Origin of the sequence: Bacteroides acidifaciens (assembly GCF_903181435.1) — a bacterium.
Lineage (GTDB): Bacteria > Bacteroidota > Bacteroidia > Bacteroidales > Bacteroidaceae > Bacteroides.
This window is the reverse complement of sequence record NZ_CAEUHO010000004.1, coordinates 464,036-488,259: the sequence shown is the minus strand read 5'-3', so window position 1 is coordinate 488,259 and position 24,224 is coordinate 464,036. Positions and strand designations below refer to the sequence as shown.

Sequence of the window (24,224 nt, the reverse complement as noted above, 5' to 3'; positions counted from 1 at the left end):
CCGTATGAAATTAGATAATTTTATTAACCGTCCGGTACTATCAACCGTTATTTCTATCTTGATAGTAATCCTGGGTGCCATCGGATTGGCTACGCTGCCTATCACCCAGTATCCGGACATCGCGCCCCCTACTGTGTCAGTAAGGGCTACATATACGGGTGCCAGTGCGTCAACCGTATTGAACTCCGTGATTGCCCCGCTCGAGGAACAAATCAACGGTGTGGAAAATATGATGTATATGACCTCGACTGCGTCAAATACGGGCTCCGGTGAGATATCCATATATTTCAAACAAGGGACTAACCCGGACATGGCCGCTGTCAATGTGCAAAACCGTGTTTCTATGGCACAAGGTCTGTTGCCGGCCGAAGTAACCAAAGTCGGCGTAACCACTCAAAAACGCCAGACTTCCATGCTGGTAGTATTCTCTCTCTATGACGAGACAGATACATATAGCGAATCGTTTATTGAAAACTATGCTAAGATCAACTTGATTCCTCAAGTACAGCGTGTGCCGGGTGTAGGTGATGCCTCCGTACTGGGACAGGACTACTCCATGCGTATCTGGCTGCGTCCGGACGTGATGGCACAATACAAGCTCGTTCCCGGTGACGTTTCCGTTGCTTTGGCAGAACAGAATGTCGAAGCTGCTCCAGGACAGTTCGGTGAACGCAGTAACCAGACTTTCCAATACACCATCCGTTACAAAGGACGCCTGCAACAACCGGAAGAGTTTGAAAATATCGTTATCAAATCTCTTCCTGACGGTGAAGTGCTCCGTCTGAAAGATATAGCAGAAATTCAGCTGGACCGCTTGGGATATAACTTTAGCAACCGGGTAAACGGACATAAGGCTGTAACCTGTATCGTTTATCAGATGGCAGGAACAAATGCGACACAAACTATCAGTGACATTCAAGTGTTACTGGATGAAGCGTCCAAATCACTGCCGACCGGCTTGAAGATAAACGTTTCCATGAATGCCAACGACTTCTTGTTCGCTTCTATCCATGAAGTGTTGAAAACATTGATTGAAGCATTTATCCTGGTATTTATTGTAGTATATATCTTCTTGCAGGACTTACGTTCTACATTGATTCCGACTATTGCCATTCCGGTAGCCCTTATCGGTACATTCTTCATCCTGTCTCTGGTAGGATTCAGTTTGAACTTGCTGACGTTATGTGCCCTTGTGCTTGCCATTGCGATTGTGGTCGATGACGCCATCGTGGTCGTCGAGGGTGTACACGCCAAGCTGGACCAAGGCTACACTTCCGCACGTCTGGCTTCCATCGATGCAATGAATGAGCTGGGTGGTGCTATCGTATCCATTACACTGGTCATGATGGCCGTGTTCGTTCCGGTAAGTTTCATGGGTGGAACGGCAGGAACATTCTACCGCCAGTTCGGTATGACAATGGCCATCTCTATTGGTCTGTCCGCCTTGAACGCCTTGACATTAAGCCCCGCCTTGTGTGCCGTTCTTCTGAAACCGCACAAACAGGAAGGTGAAGGTTCCGAAGAGGTTCCTCCATTGAAAGAACGTATGAAAACAGCCTATAAGGCTGCTCATACAACAATGATAAAAAGATATACCGAAGCTATCGGAAAGATGCTACATCCGGGAATCACACTTACGTTCACACTTGTTGCCATTCTCGGCATGATTTTCGGTCTTTTCAGTATCAATCCGATAATTACTGCCATCTTCATACTTCTTAGTATATTGGCACTAATCGGAATGAGCACGAATAAATTCAAGAACAAATTCAACGATACCTATGAGTCTATCTTGAAACGCTATAAGAAACGCGTACTGTTCTTCATCCAGAAGAAATGGTTGTCCATGGGACTGGTCGTTGCTTCTATCGTATTGCTTATGTTCTTCATGAACACCACTCCGACAGGTATGGTGCCCAACGAAGATACCGGTACACTGATGGGAGCCGTAACCCTGCCGCCGGGCACATCACAAGACCACTCGGAAAAGATTCTGGCACGTGTAGACAGTTTGATTGCTGCTGACCCTGCCGTAGCTTCACGCACATTGATTTCCGGTTTCAGCTTTATCGGTGGACAAGGACCATCCTACGGTTCTTTCATCATCAAGCTGAAAGACTGGGACGAGCGTTCGATGATACAGAACTCCGACGTTATTGTAGGTTCCTTATATATGCGCGCACAGAAAATCATCAAGGAAGCACAGGTATTGTTCTTTGCTCCACCGATGATTCCGGGTTACTCGGCATCTACGGATATTGAGGTGAATATGCAGGACAAGACGGGTGGCAACCTGAACAAGTTCTTCGATGTAGTCAACGACTATACCGCTGCGCTGGAAGCCCGTCCCGAAATTAATTCGGCAAAAACGACGTTCAACCCGAACTTCCCGCAATATATGATTGATATTGACGCGGCAGCTTGTAAGAAAGCAGGTATCAGTCCGAGTGACATCCTCACTACCATGCAGGGATATTACGGTGGTCTGTATGCGTCCAATTTCAACCGTTTCGGTAAGATGTATCGTGTAATGATTCAGTCCGACCCGCTGTCCCGTAAGAACTTGGAATCCCTGAAGAATATCAAGGTTCGTAACAGTGCCGGCGAAATGGCCCCTATCTCACAATTCATCTCTATCGACAAAGTATATGGCCCGGATATCATCAGCCGTTTCAACCTTTACACTTCCATGAAAGTGATGGTGGCTCCTGCCAGCGGTTATACATCAGGCCAGGCGTTGACAGCATTGGCGGAAGTAGCCAATCAGAACCTTCCTGCCGGTTATACCTATGAACTGGGTGGTATGGCACGTGAAGAGGCACAGAGCAGTGGAAGCGCCACCGGATTGATTTTCATCCTCTGCTTCGTATTCGTTTACCTGCTGCTGAGCGCACAGTACGAAAGTTACATACTTCCGTTGGCTGTATTGCTGTCCGTTCCGTTCGGTCTGTTAGGCAGCTTCCTGTTTGTGAACGGAGTGAGTGCCATCGGTAATATCTCGATGTTGAAGATGATTCTCGGCACGATGTCCAACAATATCTACATGCAGATTGCGTTAATCATGTTGATGGGTCTGTTGGCGAAGAATGCCATCCTGATTGTGGAGTTCGCCCTCGACCGTCGTAAGATGGGTATGAGTATCACATGGGCAGCCGTATTGGGTGCCGGTGCCCGCCTCCGTCCTATCTTGATGACATCATTGGCGATGGTAGTCGGACTGCTTCCATTGATGTTTGCCTTTGGCGTAGGTGCTCATGGTAACCGCACACTGGGTACTGCTTCTATCGGTGGTATGTTAGTCGGCATGATTTGTCAGATTTTCATCGTTCCTGTGCTGTTCGTAATCTTCCAGTACCTGCAAGAGAAGGTGAAACCGATGGAATGGGAGGATATTGACAATACGGACGCCGTAACTGAGATTGAACAATACGCTAAATAATGAAATTCGATATGAAGAAACAGATTCTATATATGTTGTGCGCAACTGCTCTCCTGAGTAGTTGCCACATCTATAAGTCGTATGACAGACCCGAAGATATTACCACTTCCGGACTGTATCGTGACCCGATGGCGGATAATGATACACTGGTTTCGGATACCGCCAACTTCGGTAACCTGCCGTGGAGAGAAGTCTTCACCGACCCACAGTTACAGTCTCTCATCGAAGCGGGACTGAAGCAAAACACCAACCTTTTGTCCGCTGCCCAAAATATAAAAGCGGCAGAAGCATCCCTGATGTCGGCACGCCTGGCTTATGCTCCGTCACTGGGACTGTCTCCGCAAGGAACAATCAGCAGCTTTGACAAGAATGCAGCTACAAAAACTTACTCGCTGCCTGTAACAGCCAGTTGGCAAGTCGATTTGTTCGGTCAGTTGCTGAACTCCAAACGAAATGCACAAGTTACCCTGAAGCAGGTAAAGGCTTATCGTCAGGCAGTGCAGACGCAAGTTATCTCCAATGTTGCCAACATGTATTATACATTAATGATGTTGGACCGCCAGTTGGAAATAACTAAAGCTACGGCTGAAATTCTGAAACAGAATGCCGAAACGATGGAAGCGATGAAAGACGCTGCCATGTACAATATTAATTCGGCAGGAGTTGAACAAAGTAAGGCTGCTTATGCTCAGGTGCTTGCCAGTATCCCAGATATCGAACAAAGTATCCGTGAAACTGAAAATGCCCTGTCTACTTTCTTGGGAGAAGCTCCCCACTCCATCAAACGCGGCGTGCTGGAAGCACAAGTGCTCCCGACAGAACTTTCCGCAGGCGTACCTATCCAGTTGCTGTCCAACCGTCCGGACGTAAAAGCAGCCGAAATGGCTTTGGCAAGCTGCTATTATAATACCAACTCGGCACGTGCCGCTTTCTATCCGCAAATCACGCTCAGCGGTTCGGCAGGATGGACAAACAGCGCCGGAAGTGCAATTATCAACCCGGGCAAGTTATTGGCTTCCGCCATCGGCTCTCTGACTCAGCCGCTTTTCTACCGCGGACAGAATATCGCCCGCTTGAAAGCTGCCAAAGCTCAGGAAGAAACAGCGAAGTTGTCCTTCCAGCAGAGCTTGCTGAATGCCGGAAGCGAAGTCAGCAATGCGCTAAGTTTATACCAAAAGACGAGCGAAAAGGTAGAATCCCGCCGGATGCAGGTAGAATCTGCCAAAAAAGCTTCGGAAGATACAAAAGAATTGTTTAACTTAGGGACTTCAACCTATCTGGAAGTACTGTCTGCACAACAATCTTACCTGAGCGCACAGATTTCTCAGGTTTCCGATTGCTTTGACCAGATGCAGGCCGTCGTTAGCCTTTACCAGGCTCTGGGTGGTGGAAGAGAAGAATAACTTTAAACTTATACTATTATGATTAGTCCGTTAGCTTACGTAGACCCCGAAGCAAAACTAGGCAAGAATGTTACTGTCCAGCCTTTTGCCTACATCGAAAAGAATGTGGAAATTGGAGACGATTGTGTCATCATGTCTTATGCCAGTATCCTGCAAGGTACGAAAATGGGAAAAGGAAACAAAGTACATCAAAATGCTGTCCTGGGAGCGGAACCGCAAGACTTTCACTATACCGGAGAAAAAAGCAGCCTGATTATCGGGGATAACAATGATATTCGTGAAAATGTAGTTATCAGCCGTGCTACCTTTGCCGGCAATGCTACCAAAATAGGAAACGGCAACTACCTGATGGACAAAGTACATCTTTGTCATGACGTACAGATTAATAACAACTGCGTGGTAGGTATCGGTACCACTATCGCAGGAGAATGTACATTAGACGATTGCGTTATCTTGAGCGGTAATGTCACCCTGCATCAATACTGCCACATCGGTAGCTGGACGCTTGTACAAAGCGGATGCCGTATCTCCAAGGATGTGCCGCCATATGTCATCATGTCGGGAAACCCGGTGGCATACCACGGAGTGAATGCCGTAGTCCTGTCACAACACCGCAACACATCGGAAAGAATTCTCCGCCACATCGCCAATGCTTACCGCTTGATTTATCAAGGTAACTTCAGCGTTCAGGATGCAGTGCAGAAGATTATCGACCAAGTGCCGATGAGCGAGGAAATCGAAACAATCGTAAACTTCGTGAAAGGCTCGAAAAAAGGTATTGTGAAGTAAATAAAGTGATTTTATACAAAGGTGAGGGTGATGCAAAAAAAAGCGTCACCCTTCTTTTTTGCAGATGGATGACGCCGTATCATTATATTCCTTTATATCCGGGTAATCGTTTATATCCTTACCTGAAGACAGATGATTATTCAAACTCCAGTGTACCGAAGAAGTCGGGACGGTGGAAGTCCGGTTTCTCTATTTCTATCGGATTCCATGAAAGGAAATGGGGAGTTTGCAATTCATCGCCACATTTGTAAAAATTGGCTTTCAGTTCCTTACCATCGAGCGAAGCAATCTGATGCTTGAAGAATACAGCGTATGGGATAATCAAGGCAACTTCCCAGTCAGTCTCTTCAACACGCTCTTCAAAAGGCGCATTACCCAGACTTGACCATCGCTGTACAAGAGCTGTCACGTCTTTCGGAGCATGCTCACGACCGTTGCGGACAGGTCCGGCACCAATCAGAATCGTTCCGATACAGTTGCACTCTATATTATAATAGATTCCATCGCCGGTCGGTATAGAGAAGAATTCCACACAGGAATCTGTCCATACAGAACCGTTATCTTCGCCATAGCGGGCACGCACACTCTCTTCTTTTACTTTAAAATGCAATAAAATAGAGTCCTGCGTGTGAGCTATGCGAAAATTTACTTTGGGTTTGTAAGGATATTCAGCCCAGTTGACACACTGAATAGGCTGAAAATCTATTTTCTCTTCATCGAATAATTTAGGAAGCGAGCAAGCTTCCACGTTAGCCGCACTAATTTTCTTTACTTTCATATTTCTTTCGTTTGAATGATACAAATATAGTTACTTTCTTCTAATAAGGTTCACGGAAATGAAATAAAAACGATATATTTGCCAATAGTAATACCTTAAAAGAACGAATTAGTGAGAAAAATTATCCTTTTATTTCTGCTATTTTTAAGCGTAACCACTGTCCACACACAAGGTCAAAACATTACTTTCAGCCATTTGACCACAGATGACGGACTTTCACAATTCTCTGTCAACAGCTTATATATCGACGAACGGGGAATTATATGGATTGGAACGCGCGAGGGACTAAACCGGTATAACGGTAACGACATTAAAAGTTTCAAACTTAACAAAAACGACCCGAACAGCCTGTTCAGCAATACAGTGCTGCGCATCACCGGAAACAAAAACGGGAAAGTATATCTGCTCTGTACTGACGGTGTGGCAGAGTTCGATTTGACTACCCAGCGATTCAAGACATTGCTTCAGGGCAACGTGGACGCTATTTACTACAACGAGAAATTATATATCGGCAAGAGGGAAGAAATATTTGTGTACAACGAGAGTACAGGCAACTTCGACCTTTTCTATCACCTTGCAGGAAAAGACATTACTTTGTCCTGTCTTCATTTGGATGAAAAGAAGAATCTCTGGATGGGAACCACCAGCAATGGCGTTTACTGCCTTTCAGAGAGTAAGGCGATTTCACAACCTGTCACGAAAGGGAATATCACCAGTATCTATGAGGATTCTTCAAAAGAATTATGGATAGGCAGCTGGGAGGAAGGACTCTACCACATAAAAACGGACGGTTTCATCGAGAATATCCGCCATGAACCGGGAAAGGCGAATAGTCTCTGTTCCAACTTCGTAAGAAGTTTTTGTGAAGACAATTCAGGCAATCTATGGATAGGAACGTTCCACGGACTGAACCGCTATGAGAAAAGTACAGGTAATTTCCAACTCTATATGGCCGATGCCGGTAAACCGGACGGACTCACCCACTCTTCCATTTGGTGTATTGTCAAGGACGGGCAAGGCACCCTTTGGCTAGGGACTTATTTCGGCGGAGTCAATTACTTCAATCCTGAGTATGAAATCTATACCCGCTATAAAGTGGGAGACACCGAGAAAGAAGGTCTGAGCAGCCCCATCGTCGGAAGAATGACGGAAGACAAAGATGGCAACCTGTGGATTTGTACTGAAGGGGGCGGTGTAAATGTATACAACCGCAAAGACAACACATACCGGTGGTATCGCCACGAGGAAGGAAAGAACAGTATTTCGCACAACAATGTAAAAGCAATCTATTACGACCGGGCTAATGAAATCATGTGGATTGGCACACATCTTGGCGGATTGAATAAGCTCGACCTACGGACGAACCGTTTCACAGTCTACCGCATGAAAGCGGGCGACCCTACTTCGTTACCATCGGATATTGTGCGTGACATTGTGCCGTACAAGGACAAACTGGTTATCGCCACACAGAACGGTGTCACCCTGTTCGACCCGGCAGCAGGCACTTGCCGGCAACTCTTCAAGGAAACCAAAGCTGGAAGAGACATCGGCATGGTAGCAAGCCTCTGTTTCGACAAAGACGGCACGTTATGGATTGCAGCTACCGGAGAAGGGGTTTATTCCTACCGCTTCGATACCAATACGCTCACCAATTACGCGCATAACCCGGCAATTCCGAATAGTCTCAGCAACAACAATATCAACAATATCATGCAGGATAGCAACGGGAACTTATGGTTCTCGACTTCCGGTAGCGGACTGGACCGTTACCGCAAAGAGAGCAATGATTTCGAAAACTTCGATGTGCAGAAAGACGGTTTGTCAAGCGATTGTATTTACGAAGTGCTCGAATCCTCCATCCAGAAAGGAGACTTGCTATTGATTACCAATCAGGGATTCTCGCAGTTCGACTACCCAAGCAAGAAGTTCTATAATTACGGTACGGAAAACGGATTCCCGCTGACTGCTGTCAATGAGAACGCACTGTTCGTCACGCACGATGGAGAAGTATTTCTGGGTGGTATTCAGGGAATGATTTCTTTCTGGGAAAAGAAATTGCATTTTACCCCGAAATCCTATAATATCATCCTTTCCCGCCTGCTGGTCAATGGAAAGGAAGTTATCCCCGGAGACGAAACCGGAATCCTGAGCCGGTCTATCTGCCACACGCCTGAGATTAGCCTGAAAGCGAACCAGTCGATGTTTACCATTGAATATGCCACTTCCAACTTCATTCCAGCCAACAGGGACGAGATTCTCTATCGCCTGGAAGGTTTCTCGAACGAATGGAACCATACATACCGGAAACAGACACTCATCACTTATACGAACCTGAATCCGGGGAAATATACACTTGTCATCAAGTCACAACGGGACGGAATTAAAGAAGCCAAACTTCTCGTCATTGTACTTCCACCTTGGTATGAGACATGGTGGGCTTACTTGATTTATACCATTGTCACCATCAGTCTGTTATGGTTTCTTATCCAGAATTATAATTCGCGAATCAAGCTCCGCGAGTCTTTGAAATATGAGAAGAAGCATATAGAGGACTTGGAAGCATTGAACCAGTCGAAACTGCGTTTCTTCACAAACATCTCACATGAATTCCGCACCCCGCTAACGCTCATCGTGGGACAGGTGGAAACTTTGCTGCAAGTACAGACGTTCACTCCTAATATATATAACAAGGTATTGGGAATCTACAAGAACAGTCTCCAGTTGCGGGAACTGATTACGGAACTGCTCGATTTCCGCAAACAGGAGCAAGGGCACATGAAGATTAAGGTAAGCAAGCACAACCTGGTGGATTTCCTGTACGAGAATTATCTGCTCTTCCTTGAATACGCCGGCAGCAAGCAGATTAATTTCAAATTCAACAAGCAGAAAGATGATATTGAAGTATGGTATGACCAGAAGCAGATGCAGAAGGTTGTCAATAATCTATTGTCCAATGCATTAAAACATACGAAAGCGGAAGATACCATTTCCATCAACGTTTCGCAGGAGCAAGACCATGCCATTATCGAAATAAAAGATACCGGTACAGGTATCGCTGCTGCGGAAATTGACAAAATCTTCGACCGGTTCTATCAAACCGAACTGCTGAACTCACTGAATACCGGAGCCGGAACAGGTATCGGGCTGGCTCTGACAAAAGGTATCATCGAGCTTCACCACGGCACCATCCGTGTGGAAAGCGAACCGGGCAAAGGGAGCAGTTTTATTATCACTCTCAAACTAGGCAAACAACACTTTGCCGAGGAACAGATAGCGCAAAACGATATGGATACCGCCATTCAGGAGACGGAAACTGTTGTGCCTTCAGCAGAAATATTACCGGAATCGGAATGGAAAGAGGAAGACAACAAACGGATTGAAGATGCCAAGATGCTGATTGTGGAAGATAACGAGTCTATCAAGCAAATGTTAGTCGGTATTTTCGAGACATTCTATCAGGTCAGCACGGCTTCCGACGGAGAAGAAGCGTTGGAAATGATACAGAAAGATATGCCGAGCATTATTTTAAGCGATGTCGTGATGCCGCGTATGTCCGGCACGGAACTGTGTAAACAGATTAAGACAGATTTCAATACATGCCATATTCCGGTTGTACTGCTAACAGCACGTACTGCGATAGAGCACAATATTGAAGGATTGAAAATCGGTGCGGACGATTACATCACCAAACCGTTTAATACCAATCTTCTGATTTCCCGGTGCAATAATCTGGTGAACTCCCGTCGGCTGCTACAAGAGAAATTCAGTAAACAGCCACAAGCTTTCGCCCAAATGCTGGCTACCAATCCGATGGATAAAGATATGCTGGACCGTGCGATGGCTATTATCGAACAGCATCTGGATAATACGGACTTCAACGTCAATATCTTCGCCCGCGAAATGGGCATGGCACGTACAAACCTGTTTACCAAGTTAAAAGCGGTCACAGGACAGACACCGAATGACTTTATCCTGAGCATACGTCTCAAAAAAGGAGCTGTTATGCTACGGAATAATCCGGAACTGAATATCACGGAGATTTCCGACCGAATCGGATTCTCTTCTTCACGCTATTTCAGTAAATGTTTCAAGGAAATTTATCATGTCAGTCCGTTGGCCTACCGCAAGGGTGAGGAGCAAGAAGAAGGAGTAGAAGAAACGGATTAATCTCAATTATCATCTATCATCAGAAAAATCTGCATTAAAAAAACACAGTTGTGCCAAAGGGAATGTTACCCTCTTGGCACAACAGTGTACTATTTTGTACTTCACTTGTACGTTACTACTCATGCATATTTCTCCAACCAATTATCTTTGTGCATCTAACATCATCTCCTAAAAAATAACATTATGAGAAACGTTTCACGTCTACTACCATTATTGCCCGGCATCGCCATGCTGACCGGATGCAACCACGCTACCCAAAAGAGCAATAGACAAAACAATCAAAAGCCCAACATTATTTATATATTCGCAGACGACCTCGGTATCGGCGACCTAAGCTGTTACGGAGCAACCAAAGTAAGCACTCCTAACATCGACCGGCTGGCAGGACAGGGAGTACAGTTTACCAATGCTTACGCTACCTCAGCCACCAGTACCCCTTCCCGTTTCGGGCTTCTGACCGGCATGTATCCTTGGCGACAAGAAAACACCGGCATTGCTCCCGGAAACTCGGAGCTTATCATCGACACAGCCTGCGTCACAATGGCTGATATGTTGAAAGATGCCGGATACGCTACCGGTGCAGTCGGCAAATGGCATTTGGGGCTCGGCCCGAAAGGCGGCACTGACTTCAACAGCCAAATCAGTCCGAATGCACAAAGCATCGGCTTCGACTATGAATTTATCATTCCCGCAACCGTAGACCGTGTGCCCTGTGTTTTTGTAGAAAACGGCCGTGTAGTAGGTCTTGACCCTAACGACCCTATCACTGTCAGCTACGACCATAAGGTAGGCGACTGGCCTACAGGAGAAGAAAATCCGGAACTTGTGACATTGAAACCCAGCCAAGGGCATAATAATACCATCATTAACGGTATCCCCCGTATCGGCTGGATGACCGGCGGAAAGTCCGCTCTTTGGAAGGATGAGGACATTGCCGACATCATCACCGATAAAGCCAAGAATTTCATTGCTTCCCACCAGAAAGAACCTTTCTTCTTATATATGGGTACGCAAGACGTACATGTCCCCCGTATCCCCCACCCGCGTTTCGCCGGAAAGAGTGGACTCGGAACCCGCGGCGACGTAATCCTGCAACTGGACTGGACCATCGGAGAAATAATGCACACTCTGGACAGCCTCAACATTGCTGATAACACAATCCTTATCTTTACCAGCGACAACGGTCCTGTTATTGACGACGGCTACCAAGACCATGCCTACGAGCTGCTCAACGGACATACCCCGATGGGAATCTATCGTGGTGGCAAGTACAGTGCTTACGAAGCAGGCACACGTATTCCGTTCATCGTACGCTGGCCCGCCAAAGTAAAACCGAGCAAGCAACAGGCTCTTTTCTCTCAAATCGACGTATATGCATCACTCGCCTCTCTCTTGAACCAACCTCTGCGCGAAGGAGCGGCACCCGACAGTCAAGAACACCTGAACGTACTTTTAGGCAAGAGCAATACAGACCGTGACTACATCGTCCAGCAGAACTTGAACAATACACTCGCCATCGTGAAAGGTCAATGGAAATACATTGAACCAAGCGATGGACCTGCCATCGAGTTCTGGACGAAAATGGAGTTGGGCAATGACAAACAGCCGCAACTCTACGATTTATCATCCGATCCATCGGAGAAAATGAATGTAGCCGCACAACATACTGACATCGTAAAAGAATTGTCCGCTTTACTGAAAACCGTAAAAGAGAAATAAAAATATGAGAACAGAAGAATTGTATGATTTTGCACCATTCTTGAATAATTCTATCCATATGCGAAAATTCAATCCATCTATCTTTGCAACCGTAGATTCAATTAAATCACTTAATTTTTAATATATGAAAAAACATTTATCCACTCAAACTAGAAAAAGGATTCTCTCCTCACTCGGACTGCTCCTATTTTCTGTTTCTTTTGTACTTGCACAGGTACTTGTAAAAGGTACGGTGAAGGATAATTTAGGAGAAGGAGTGCCGGGCGCCAGTGTTCAGGTAAAAGGTACTTCACAAGGAACTATTACCGACCTTGACGGTAAGTTTGCATTCAGTGTACCTAATAAGAACTCAACATTGGTTATTTCTTTCATCGGTTATGTGACTGTAGAACAGAAAGTAGATACACAAAAGCTAATGGTTATTACTTTAAGGGAAGATACCAAAACATTGGATGAAGTAGTAGTTGTAGGTTATCAGGAGGTGCGCAAACGTGACTTGACTGGTTCTGTGGCCAAAGCAAATATATCCGACTTACTCAGTGCTCCTACCGCTTCGTTCGACCAATCATTGGGTGGACGTATTGCCGGAGTAAACGTAAGCTCGTCTGAAGGTATGCCCGGCGGACAAATGAATATTGTCATTCGTGGTAACAACTCCCTGACTCAAGATAACTCACCACTTTATGTAGTCGACGGCTTCCCAGTAGAAGACCCCATGATTGCATCTTCCATCAACCAAAATGATATTGAATCAATAGATGTATTGAAAGACGCGTCTGCTTCAGCCATCTACGGTGCGCGTGGAGCCAATGGGGTAATTGTAATTACCACAAAGAAAGGCAAAATAGGACAACCTAAGATTTCATACGACGGAAGCTTCGGCATCCAGCATATCACCAAGACAATACCGATGATGGATGCCTATGAATTTGTGAAACTGCAATATGAAATCCAACCGGATTTGGTACAAAAAAGTACTTATCTGCAACTTTATAACGGCAAACAGTGGACTTTGGACGATTACCGGAACATTCCTCAATACAACTGGCAGGATGAGATATTCCGCTCTGCTTGGATGCAAAGCCATAATGTAAGCCTGACAGGGGGATCGGAAGGAATACGCTACAATGCTTCCTTGTCTTATTATGACCAGAATGGTATCGTTGTCAATTCCAACTATAAACGTATGCAGGGACGCATGAATACCACTATCAATAAAAAGAAATTGAGAGCAAGCATGACCGTGAACTATTCACGCTCCATCACTACCGGCAACTCTCCTTCACAGAATTCATATAGTGGTATGAACAACTTATTCTACAGTGTATGGGGATACCGTCCGGTTACTTCGCCCGACACTCCACTCTCATATTTGAAAGACAATCTGATTGACGAATCAGTCAACATTTCCACTGACTATCGTTTCAATCCTTACATGGACTTAATGAACGCGTATCGGAAGAATTACATCAACAATCTTCAGTTCAACGGTTATGTAGAATATGAATTTATCAAAGGTCTGAAGCTGAAAGTATCCGGCGGATACACATACGACGCACGTAAAAACGATATATTCAATAATTCAAAAACACGTTACGGTAACCCCACTTCAGCCGACAAGGTTAATGCGGAAGTGTCTCGTACCGAGCGGCTCACCTGGCTGAACGAAAATATTCTGACCTACCAGACAAATATCAAAAAGAAACATTACATGAATATGCTGGTTGGTATCAGTTTCCAAAACTCTGATTCGGAAACTTACTCTTTCCGTACAGTAAAAATTCCACAGGAATATGAATCAATCGGTATGGCAGGAATGAGCAACGGTACACCTACGACCACCACTTCGCTCAAAACTTCATGGTCAATGATGTCCTTCCCGATGCGTTTCAGCTATAACTTCAAGTCCAAATATTACGCAACCGCCTCCTTTCGTGTCGATGGCTCATCGAAGTTCCGCGGAGACAATCGTTTCGGTTACTTCCCTTCCGGTTCACTGGCGTGGTCGTTCATGGAAGAAGACTTCCTGTCGTCACTGAAATCCACCATTTCTTCCGGTAAACTGCGTGTCAGCTGGGGGTTGACAGGTAACAATCGTGTAGGTGAATATGATACATATGCCATCTATCAGCGATTGAAAGAGAAACAAGGAGACTACATATCTTTAGGTAGTACCGCAAGTGGTGTATATCCTTTTGAGAACGACTTGACCAATGTAGGTGTAGTACCCCTCTCACTTCGCAACCGCAAACTGAAATGGGAAACGACTGAACAATGGAATGTCGGACTAGATTTAGGTTTGCTGGACGAACGTATAGGAATCACGATGGACTGGTATCACAAGGTGACTCATGACTTGTTGCTAAACACACCACTCGCTCCTTCATCCGGTTATTTCAGTGCCATGAAAAATATTGGTAAAGTGCGTAATCAAGGTTTTGAATTCACATTGAATACAACAAACATCAAAAACAGAAACTTCACATGGACAAGCAACTTCAATATCGCCCTTAATAAGAATAAGGTATTGGAACTTGCCGAAAACCAAACCGCAATGTTGAGTTCTGCCAAATTTGACCAGAATTATAACTCACAATCCAGCTACATCGCAAAAGTCGGTTATTCAATGGGAACCATGTATGGATTCATCTATGAAGGTACTTATAAATATGATGATTTCGACAAAGTAGGCAACAACTATGTATTGAAACGTAATGTGCCTCACTATACCTCTGAGAACAACACACAACCGGGTATGCCGAAATATGCAGATTTGAATGGTGACGGTGTTATAGATGACAATGACCGTACGATGATTGGTAACGGATTACCAAAGCATACAGGTGGTTTCACCAACAACTTTACCTACAAAGGATTCGACATGAATATCTTCCTTCAATGGTCTTATGGCAACGACGTACTGAACGCCAACCGGTTAATGTTCGAAAGTTCCAATAACCTGGCACGCGACCTGAATCAGTTTGCAAGTTATGCCAACCGTTGGACACCGGAAAATCCGCAAAGCGATATTCCACGCGCAACAAACTCCGGCTCGAACCGTGTATTCTCCACCCGTGTGATTGAGGACGCTTCTTTCCTTCGCCTAAAAACTGTGACACTAGGCTATTCACTCCCCCAATTACTGACTAAGAAATGGGGTATCGACAAAGCTCGGGTTTATGTAGCAGCACAGAACATATGGACAATGACCGGATATTCGGGCTACGATCCTGAAGTTTCTATCCGCGAAGGAGCTTTGACACCGGGATTGGACTTCTCGGCTTATCCGAGAGCTTTCTCTGTCAGCTTAGGTATTAATTTAGGTTTCTAATTGATTAAACAAAGACTATTATGAAAACAATCAAGATATTCATCCTTGCCCTAATTGCCGGTATGAGCATCGCTTCCTGCGATTTCCTTGAAAAAGAGCCCAACCAAATTACACCCGGGAACTATTTCAAAACTCCGGGAGAAGCATCTTCGTTCCTGACAGGTGTTTATGCTACCTTGCAACAAAGTACGTTCTACGGAAATGCTTACCTGTATCTGGTTGGTGGAGATGACCTCGGTCATTACGGCGGTGTCGGACGTACGCCCAACAAGACCGGACTGATTTGCAATAATGCCACTAGTAGTGATCCCGATGTACTCGGTTTTTGGTATACCCTCTATACAGGTATCAACCGTGCCAATGTTTTCCTAGAAAATATTGATGCCGTACCCGATATGGACAAAGACCTGCGCCTTCAATATAAGGCGGAAGCCCGTTTCCTGCGCGCCTTCTTTTATTTCAATCTCGTACAATGTTGGGGAGATGTTCCGTTCACTACCGAATCCACTGTCGATCCGGAGAACTTGGCTCGCCCACGTACCGACAAACAACAGATTTATGATTTCATTGTCCGCGAAATGGCAGGTTCCAGCAACGATTTGAAATCTTCTTCCGATTTGAACTATCTTCCCGGACGTGTTTCAAAATCAGCAGCCTGGGGGATATTGGCGAGAGTGTATATGTTCAGAGCAGGTGAACACTTCCGCGACAACAAAGCCTCCGACCCGGTAACTGAAAAAGAATATTTCAAGAAGGCCAGCCACTATGCGCAACTGGTATTAAAGGAAGGGCACGATTTGGATAACAACTACTGGGATTTGTTTATTGACCTCTGCTCAAACAAATATAACAGTTCCGGAAAAAACGAGAGTATTTGGGAAGTCGAGTTTGCCGGAAACCGCTCAACCGATGTACGCGCCGAAGGACGTATTGGAAACATCATCGGAATTGTAGGACCGGACCTGTCCGCTACTTCTTACAAAGGGCAAGAAGACCCCGGATTTGGTTATGGCTTTATCTACTCCACTCCGAAATTGCTGGATTTGTATGAAGCCAACAATGACAAAAACCGCTGTAACTGGAGTATCGCACCTTTCACTTATACACAATCCAAGAAAGGCGGTGCGGTAGACGGACGCTATTTTGAGTATGGAAAAATGGACGAAGTGAAAAATCAATACTGGGATATTTCTTACAGCTACGGTCCCGAAGGCTCTATCACTACTACCGATCCCGAAACCGGAAAAACCGAGACTAAAAGATACGGTGATTACGAAAAAACTAAAACAAGCAGCGATAACAACCGCAACCGCGCCTGTGCCAAATATCGCCGCGAATATGAAGCTGACAAAAAGAGTAAGAATGATACTTCTATCAACTTCCCCATTCTGCGCTTCTCCGACATCCTGCTAATGATTGCCGAAGCAGAGAACGAAGTGAACGGAGCCCCTAATACCTTGGCTTACGATTGTATCAATCGTGTGAGAAGACGTGCCGGCATTGAAGAACTAAAGGATTTGGACTACTCTCAGTTTCTGAGCAAACTGAAAGACGAACGGGCTATGGAGCTATGTTTCGAATATACCCGTCGTTTCGACCTTATCCGCTGGGGAGAATATATTGAGAAGATGAACGAGCTGGTAAGCGTTGCTCAAGCAGGAGGTTCGTGGACACAAGGTGCTACCAATGTATATAACTATTTCAACATTTCTTCCGCTTACAACTATTTCCCGATTCCAGCTCAGGAGATGGCAATGAATCCATTTATTACTGAGAACAACCCGAAATGGTAATGCCAGTATAAACCATAAAAGAGATTTATTTATGAAAACATATAAATTACTTACAGCAATAGCCTTTCTCAGCTTAGGACTGACTGCTTGTGACAAAGAACTAAAAGAAGATACGGAACTGCACGTAGGCGTAGCTACCAGTCAGGATGTCAACTTCGACGGAAAGACGGTAACAGTAAAAAAAGGAACTCCGGTGGTATTCACCTTAGACGGTGACCCCGATTTTATCACATTCTTCAGCGGAGAGTCTTTAAAAGAATACAGGTACAAAGACCGCACAATGATGCAGCTTGAGGACCTCGATGTTTGTGAATTAAGTCTCGGAATCAGTGCAATGACAGGTAATATCAATAATGCCGACATTACACTATACGTTTCCGACAAATTCCCCGGTCTTGCAAAGAACAACTTCGAAGCGGACAGACGCTTATTGGACGAAGAATTTAATGACTGGAACATATTGATAGATAAGAATGATAAAGAAGAAGGAGCTTATCCTTCCAAAGTATGGTCAACGGAGTCCGATGCTTTGAAAACAGAGAATGTGAAATGGGTAACAAGAAACCTGCAAGATTATCTGGGTAAGAAAGTAACATTTGCTATCTGTTACAGAGGCGTGAACAATACAAGTGCCCAACCGAAATTCTACTTCTTAAAACTACAGATGAAAAAGGCATTCAAGAATGGCATAGGAACAACAACAGTTGCCAAAGATTTTGGTTTTACGCCTGTAAATATGCTCTGCAATGAAAACTTGGATGATCAGGCAGCTGCTGTTTATAAACCAAATGCGAATAACAAGGAATACGGCTATGTCACAAATAATATAGCCGGCATCTGGAAAATGGGAGACCTGAACCAAATAGCCATCCACTCCTCGGCTAAAGATAAAACCTTAAAATATAGTTGGTTGGTATCCGACCCAATTTCTATTGATGCTTCCTGTAATCCTGACACCGGAACTAGCATCAAGAATATTTCCCAATCACTATCATCATACACCTATACTTACGAAGAAGCCGGTACATATACCGCTACTTTCGTAGCCAACAATGCAAACTACGTCTACGAAGGTGGACAAGTAGTCCGTGAACTGACAATAAACGTTGTAGAATAAATCAATAAATCCCCCAATTTTTCTAACCTTCAATCACAGAAAACGTTTATTTAATCAGACTTTAATCAACTTAATACCGGAAAGAGAAGGATCGTGAGGTTCTTCTCTTTTACTTTTTTCCGTATCTTTGCAAAAAAGAATAACAATGCAAGAAATCCTTCCTATTCACTTTGCACCGTTACAGGGGTATACAGATACTTTTTACCGCAATGCCCACGCTACTTATTTTGGTGGCATAGACACTTATTACACCCCATTTGTCCGAATCGAGAAAGGTGATTTCCGCCGCAGGGATGTCCGGAGCATCGAACCGGAAAATAACCATGTACCTCACCTCGTTCCCCAGCTAATAGCTCCGACAGCGGAAAAAGCGGAAGCTATTCTCTCCCTTTTCATCGAGAAAGGATATGAAGAAGCGGATATAAATCTGGGCTGCCCCTTTCCAATTTTAGCAAAGCGCCACAATGGTTCCGGCATCTTGCCTTATCCTGAAGAAGTGGAAGCACTGCTCAGCTTGGTTCGGAAGTATCCGCAAATCAGTTTTTCCATAAAAATGAGATTGGGATGGGAGAATCCGGCTGAATGCCTCAAACTAGCTCCTATTATTAATGAACTGCCACTGCGGCAAGTCACGATGCATCCCCGTTTAGGAAAACAACAATATAAAGGTGAAGTAGACCTCAAAGGGTTCGCTGATTTTCAAGATGCCTGCAAACATCCTATTATTTACAACGGAGACATAAACAGTCTGGAAGATATTCAACAAATCCAGGACAAATTTCCTTCATTAGCCGGAATCATGATAGGACGCGGGCTACTCGCCAATCCGGCGTTAGCATTAGAGCATAGACAAGGACGCGCTCTTAGCTTCGATGAAATGGTACAAAAATTGCAATTGATGCACAAAAGCGTATACACGGCATACGCAGAGCAGCTTGAAGGTGGAGACGGACAGTTCCTAAACAAGATGAAGACTTTTTGGGAATATTTATTGCCAAATACAGAAAAAAAACTAATGAAAGCTATTCATAAAAGTACAAGCCTGAACAAATATAATCAGGCTGTCAATGCCTTTTTTAATCAACGATAGGCTGATTACCCGTAATTTTGTGTAATTTTGCGCCCGTTTATAAACAAGCACATTATGAAAAAATACATTCTATTATTTCTTTGCCTGATAACAGTTTCGGGCAGTTTTGCACAGATGAAGGACTTCAAGTTCAAGTTTTATGGACAGATTCGTACAGACCTTTATTACAACAGTCGTGCCAATCAAGAAACTGTAGACGGATTGTTCTATATGTATCCCTTGGACAAGAATCGCGATGAGGACGGAAACGATTTGAATTCAACGCCTAACAGTAATTTCTACACACTGTATTCACGTTTGGGAGTAGACGTCGCCGGACCTAAACTGGGAACAGCCAAGACTTCCGCCAAGATAGAAGCCGACTTTCGCGGTACCGGCAATTCTTTTTCAGTAGTCCGACTGCGCCACGCTTATCTCAATTTGGATTGGGACAAATCGGCCTTGCTGCTCGGGCAAACATGGCACCCGCTATATGGTGAAGTAGCCCCGCAAATTCTTAATCTGTCAATGGGAGCACCTTTTCAACCGTTCAGTCGCGCACCGCAGATTCGCTATCGATACAAGAACAAAAACTTCCAACTTACAGGAGCTGCCGTATGGCAATCCCAGTATTTGTCTCAAGGACCTGCCGGAAAGAGCCAGGAGTATATAAAGAAAAGCTGTGTCCCTGAAATTTATATTGGGGCAGATTATAAGAAAGGTGGCTTATTAGCGGGTGTAGGTGTTGAGTTGTTATCATTAAAGCCACGTACAGTCTCCACAGAAGGATATAAAGTAGACGAACGCATCACAACCCTTTCATATGAAGCTCATGTGAAATACACGAATAAAAACTGGTTTATCGGCGCAAAAAGTGTATTAGGCTCCAATCTTACACAAGCTTCCGGTCTTGGCGGATTCGGTATTAAATCTATTAATGAACGCACAGGAGAACAGAAATACACTCCAATACGTTTCTCAAGTTCTTGGCTGAATGCCGTTTACGGACAAAAATGGAAACCGGGAATCTTTGTCGGCTATGCAAAGAATTTAGGAACAAGCGATACATTGGAATCAGAAAAGCTATATGGTACAGGAACAAACCTTGACCAATTAGTTACAGCAGGGGCTGAATTGACATACAATGTACCTCATTGGAAATTTGGTCTGGAATATACTCTAAGTTCGGCATGGTATGGTTCACTCAAGCATTCTAACGGAAAAATTATAGACACTCATGCTGTTTGCAATAACCGTATCGTAGCGGTAGCTATGTTTATGTTCTAAGACCGCATCTCTACATAGATAATGACAATAAGGTGACAATAGAATGTTCTTCGCCATTCTATTGTCACCTTTACTTTATCCGTTTCCTTCCCAAAAGTTTCAACCCCATTTGAAACTATTTGTTTCTCGGTGTGAAACACTTCGTTTCACTGCTTGAAACACTTCGTTTCTCGGTGTGGAACAGTTTGTTTCATGGCTTGAAACAAAAAGCTTCACATTTCGTTATATCAAATTCACCTTATTTCTGTAACTTCACTTCGAAACTAGCACCGTCTTTACAAGTAAAACGGAGTACCGTCTGTTTCCTATCAGACGAAAGGACTTTACAGAAAGGAGTTTCCTCCACATTCCACCGGCCTTTCAAGGTAACAGTAACCGGTATCTCACCGCTTTCATTCCCGATCCATGGGCGGGAATAGATACTGCGTTCTATCCGTTTTCCATTTTTATCGAAAGCTTCATCACTTGCGCCTCGATACAGTGCCAAGTCCGGCTGTGCCACAGTCAGCAGAAGTTTATTCGGAGATTCCTTGTGAACCATCACCAGGCAAGACGTATCCGTTTGCTGTAATAATTCACCAGGAAGAGGGGCTTGCGGAGTCTCAAAGAGTACATAAGAGTATATATTCTTTGCCGGTGAATACACGATATGAGCATCACAATCCTGTTTCAGTACCTTATAAGCAGGTTTCTTGCTAAATGACTTCATAGCAGTTTCATTTGTTTGTGGCAGGACAGCATATTCATAACTTCCGCCTTTCGGAGCTTTTCCATGATTCACGACTAATGAGACCCAATCCCCTTTTGTTTCCTTACCTGTATCCTGCATACGGGAATATTGTGGAAAAGCTTTCTCAAACTTAGCAGTAACGGGTACATAATATCCGGTTCCCAAATGATCAATCCATGTTTTACCATCACCATGATAGTTTTTCCAGTAATCATGCCCAGCCTTATCAGTTACCGCCAACTGGAATATTGTAGTTTCAGTGGGATATTCTGTATTGGTATTTTCAATGTCCGAACCTAAGCAAACAATCATTTCACCGATGAAATGGAAAGATTTGCGTGCCCGATGAGAACCGTTGTACTTATCATGTTCGTGCAATTTGATACCGAAATTGCCATTTTCTTTCTGTTGTGACAGTCCGCCGGCAAAAGCTTCATCGGAATAAAGCATTTCTTCCATGCCGGAGAATGTATCTACATTCAAAACTTTAGCTTTCAACTGTTCCAGTGGAAGATGGATGGAAGTCACTCCCGGGATACGGTTCCAGTCGAAACCTTCCTGCTGCCATCCACTTGTGGCAGGAGTAACAATCTGCCCCGGTGCTGCTGTCAGAATTTGCAGACTCCCATGTGCCAAATAACGGCCATAGAGATTATGCCCCAAATAATGTTCTGCCGCCCAAAGATAGCGGGAATGTCCGCGAGCCACTGCAGACCAGTTACTACGGCGCTGCACAGACACGCAGCCATAACCAAGTGCCAAGTTTCCTTGCGGGTCGGGTTCAGGGCGGAAACCGTTATCGACAAGCAGCTTTGCAATCTTCCGTTCCTGTGCATTGGATACTTTTGGCATATAGTCAGGCTCATGCCCTTTGGAAGAAGTGCCTGAAACAAGACGCAGATAAGCAGACGCCATCTCCTTATCGAACTTAGACTTTCCATCAGAAGTTCCTGCCATAGCCATCATTGCATAGTGCATCGGCACTAATTTCCCCTTTCCATCGGGATGACGACCGGACATTGATAACGGGAAATTGAGTTTATTGCAGTAGAAACGCATTGCAAACAATACATTTCTCACCGTTTCATGCGCCAACTCTGAGACTGCAAACTCAGTCTGACTAAAAAGATAAATCATATTAGTAGCTCCATCCAAGCCACCAACCGCATAAGCCGGGTAATTATTACGATGATGGAAAGCACCGCCGTCTATCTTGAATGAGCCATCCAATCCCGGAGCAGGGCGACAACCGTAATCAATCCAACGAGAGAAAGACCTTAGATATTGTAACTTTTCCGGTGTATCTTCCATCATCAGGATACTCGCGATACGACCGGTGGTCTGTGTGTTAAATGAGTCCATATCAATACCGTTGCCTTCCGGTTTAGGATATACTTCATTCGTAATGGCATACCAGAGCAATGTACGCTCAGCTTCTGGCAACTTACCGGCTTCACGAAGTACGTCTTTCATTAGGAAATATGCCAGATACAATCCGCGAACGCTATATCCGTAATGATGGATATTCCCCCAACAACTGCCATAAGTCACCCCCTGGTCAGTTATATGGTCATACATAGCCAAGAATTTTTGCTTCATTTCTTTCTGAAGTTCCGGTTTCGCAGCACTATTATTATACGCAACAGCAATCCGTTTCATCAAATCAAAATAGGCACGCATTTCTATACCAAGTTTGGTCAGCATATCCTTGTCCCAGTCCGGTATAATCCGTTCATAAGCTTCTGAAGCGCGCACCATATAAATAGGTACACCCGATACCTGACCGTTTTTATAAGTAATCTGATAGAAATCATATTTCTTGCGGATAGTTTCCACTTCTTTATCCGAGAGCTTACCTTTTGTATAATTCATGTCCCGGAAACGTTTCTCCAGCAGTTGCATTTCTTTCTTTTGCTTGTCACTGACAGGAGTCAACTCGATATCCGGCTTCAAAAGGGAGTGTTTGTAAACAACCAACCAATGATTATTAGTTCCGGCATTTACAAAAGGCACTTGCAAATCGGCTGTTTGCTGACGTGCATCCACTTTGGTAGCGGTAATCAAATGATCGATGAAAAGGCATCCTTTTGAATTTGGAGCAACAATGCGAAGTTCATTCATGCCTTCTTCCGGCACACCTTGCATATCCCGTTCATAACAAACCCATGCGGCACGCCAACCTTTAAAGTTGATTCCGAAAGGAAAGGAAGTACATTTCCTGCCGTCTTTCAAAAATTCAAATTCGATAGTTGTATTTTGGGGCTCTTCATTATACACCCATACGATGAAAGCTGAAAGATACAGGTCTTTGCCAGTCGGATCCTTCTTTTCAAATTTCAAGTCTTTCTTAAGTTCTAATATACCGCCAGGTTCAAAGTCCCATTTCATCGAGTGTTTTCCATCTTTATAATGAATATCAGAGATGGAAAGTTGAGAATGAGTACTCGTTATACAGTCCGGAACTTTGGGGGCTTCAAAAGAAAATAGCCGCTCATCTGTTACTACTTGCGAATGAAGAAATGCAGAACATAAACAGGAAAATAGAGTTAGTACTCCAAGTCTGATAAAAGATTGTTTCATCATAGATATATCTGATTAGTTT

12 protein-coding genes are annotated in these 24,224 nt (G+C 44.4%); 10 read left to right on the top strand and 2 right to left on the bottom strand.

Annotated elements, in window-relative coordinates:
* Nucleotides 1–4: 4 nt before the first annotated feature.
* The 3 genes from CLIN57ABFB40_RS13990 to lpxA are packed head-to-tail and all read left to right on the top strand — an operon-like array spanning nt 5 to nt 5,631.
* Nucleotides 5–3,439: an efflux RND transporter permease subunit gene (locus tag CLIN57ABFB40_RS13990; protein ID WP_175630658.1), complete on the top strand. Its 3,435-nt coding sequence runs from the start codon at nt 5–7 to the stop codon at nt 3,437–3,439.
* A gap of 11 nt (nt 3,440–3,450) precedes the next feature.
* Nucleotides 3,451–4,842: an efflux transporter outer membrane subunit gene (locus CLIN57ABFB40_RS13985; RefSeq protein WP_175630657.1), complete on the top strand. Its 1,392-nt coding sequence runs from the start codon at nt 3,451–3,453 to the stop codon at nt 4,840–4,842.
* 18 nt (nt 4,843–4,860) lie between these two features.
* Nucleotides 4,861–5,631: an acyl-ACP--UDP-N-acetylglucosamine O-acyltransferase gene (gene lpxA, locus CLIN57ABFB40_RS13980; RefSeq protein ID WP_175630656.1), complete on the top strand. Its 771-nt coding sequence runs from the start codon at nt 4,861–4,863 to the stop codon at nt 5,629–5,631.
* 136 nt (nt 5,632–5,767) lie between these two features.
* Here the strand turns inward: lpxA and CLIN57ABFB40_RS13975 are convergent, their stop codons facing one another.
* Complete coding sequence (locus CLIN57ABFB40_RS13975) at nt 5,768–6,409, bottom strand: carbohydrate-binding family 9-like protein (RefSeq protein WP_175630655.1); 642 nt, start codon at nt 6,407–6,409, stop codon at nt 5,768–5,770.
* A 111-nt stretch (nt 6,410–6,520) separates the two neighbouring features.
* Between CLIN57ABFB40_RS13975 and CLIN57ABFB40_RS13970 the strand changes: the two genes are divergently transcribed.
* The 7 genes from CLIN57ABFB40_RS13970 (at nt 6,521) to CLIN57ABFB40_RS13940 (ending at nt 20,892) form a co-directional block, all read left to right on the top strand.
* Nucleotides 6,521–10,576: a two-component regulator propeller domain-containing protein gene (locus tag CLIN57ABFB40_RS13970; protein WP_175630654.1), complete on the top strand. Its 4,056-nt coding sequence runs from the start codon at nt 6,521–6,523 to the stop codon at nt 10,574–10,576.
* Nucleotides 10,577–10,759: 183 nt separating this feature from the next.
* Nucleotides 10,760–12,295, top strand: coding sequence for a sulfatase-like hydrolase/transferase (locus CLIN57ABFB40_RS13965; protein ID WP_175630653.1), 1,536 nt, complete (start codon nt 10,760–10,762; stop codon nt 12,293–12,295).
* Between the two features lie 160 nt (nt 12,296–12,455).
* The gene (locus CLIN57ABFB40_RS13960; RefSeq protein WP_175631230.1) at nt 12,456–15,626 is read left to right on the top strand and encodes a SusC/RagA family TonB-linked outer membrane protein; all 3,171 of its coding nucleotides are present in this window, start codon (nt 12,456–12,458) and stop codon (nt 15,624–15,626) included.
* A 20-nt stretch (nt 15,627–15,646) separates the two neighbouring features.
* Entirely contained in the window at nt 15,647–17,419 is a 1,773-nt protein-coding gene (locus CLIN57ABFB40_RS13955) for a RagB/SusD family nutrient uptake outer membrane protein (protein ID WP_175630652.1), read from the top strand.
* Nucleotides 17,420–17,450: 31 nt separating this feature from the next.
* Nucleotides 17,451–18,536 (top strand): DUF5017 domain-containing protein, encoded by a 1,086-nt coding sequence (locus tag CLIN57ABFB40_RS13950; RefSeq protein ID WP_175630651.1) that lies wholly within the window; start codon nt 17,451–17,453, stop codon nt 18,534–18,536.
* A 145-nt stretch (nt 18,537–18,681) separates the two neighbouring features.
* Nucleotides 18,682–19,626: a tRNA-dihydrouridine synthase family protein gene (locus tag CLIN57ABFB40_RS13945; RefSeq protein ID WP_175630650.1), complete on the top strand. Its 945-nt coding sequence runs from the start codon at nt 18,682–18,684 to the stop codon at nt 19,624–19,626.
* A 54-nt stretch (nt 19,627–19,680) separates the two neighbouring features.
* Nucleotides 19,681–20,892 carry a DcaP family trimeric outer membrane transporter gene (locus CLIN57ABFB40_RS13940; RefSeq protein WP_175630649.1) on the top strand — a complete coding sequence of 404 codons (1,212 nt, stop codon included), beginning with the start codon at nt 19,681–19,683 and terminating at the stop codon, nt 20,890–20,892.
* 238 nt (nt 20,893–21,130) lie between these two features.
* On the opposite strand, the gene CLIN57ABFB40_RS13935 is transcribed toward CLIN57ABFB40_RS13940, so the two are convergent.
* A complete protein-coding gene (locus CLIN57ABFB40_RS13935) occupies nt 21,131–24,205 on the bottom strand; it encodes a chondroitinase family polysaccharide lyase (protein ID WP_175630648.1) in 3,075 nt (1,024 codons plus the stop codon).
* Nucleotides 24,206–24,224: the final 19 nt, after the last annotated feature.

Excerpts from the sequence above, each read along its gene's own strand:
- CLIN57ABFB40_RS13950 (WP_175630651.1), top strand. The coding sequence starts at position 17,451 with ATGAAAACATATAAATTACTTACAGCAATAGCCTTTCTCAGCTTAGGA.
- CLIN57ABFB40_RS13965 (WP_175630653.1), top strand. The coding sequence starts at position 10,760 with ATGAGAAACGTTTCACGTCTACTACCATTATTGCCCGGCATCGCCATG.
- CLIN57ABFB40_RS13955 (WP_175630652.1), top strand. The coding sequence starts at position 15,647 with ATGAAAACAATCAAGATATTCATCCTTGCCCTAATTGCCGGTATGAGC.
- CLIN57ABFB40_RS13975 (WP_175630655.1), bottom strand. The coding sequence starts at position 6,409 with ATGAAAGTAAAGAAAATTAGTGCGGCTAACGTGGAAGCTTGCTCGCTT.
- CLIN57ABFB40_RS13990 (WP_175630658.1), top strand. The coding sequence starts at position 5 with ATGAAATTAGATAATTTTATTAACCGTCCGGTACTATCAACCGTTATT.
- CLIN57ABFB40_RS13945 (WP_175630650.1), top strand. The coding sequence starts at position 18,682 with ATGCAAGAAATCCTTCCTATTCACTTTGCACCGTTACAGGGGTATACA.
- CLIN57ABFB40_RS13940 (WP_175630649.1), top strand. The coding sequence starts at position 19,681 with ATGAAAAAATACATTCTATTATTTCTTTGCCTGATAACAGTTTCGGGC.
- CLIN57ABFB40_RS13985 (WP_175630657.1), top strand. The coding sequence starts at position 3,451 with ATGAAGAAACAGATTCTATATATGTTGTGCGCAACTGCTCTCCTGAGT.
- CLIN57ABFB40_RS13935 (WP_175630648.1), bottom strand. The coding sequence starts at position 24,205 with ATGATGAAACAATCTTTTATCAGACTTGGAGTACTAACTCTATTTTCC.
- lpxA (WP_175630656.1), top strand. The coding sequence starts at position 4,861 with ATGATTAGTCCGTTAGCTTACGTAGACCCCGAAGCAAAACTAGGCAAG.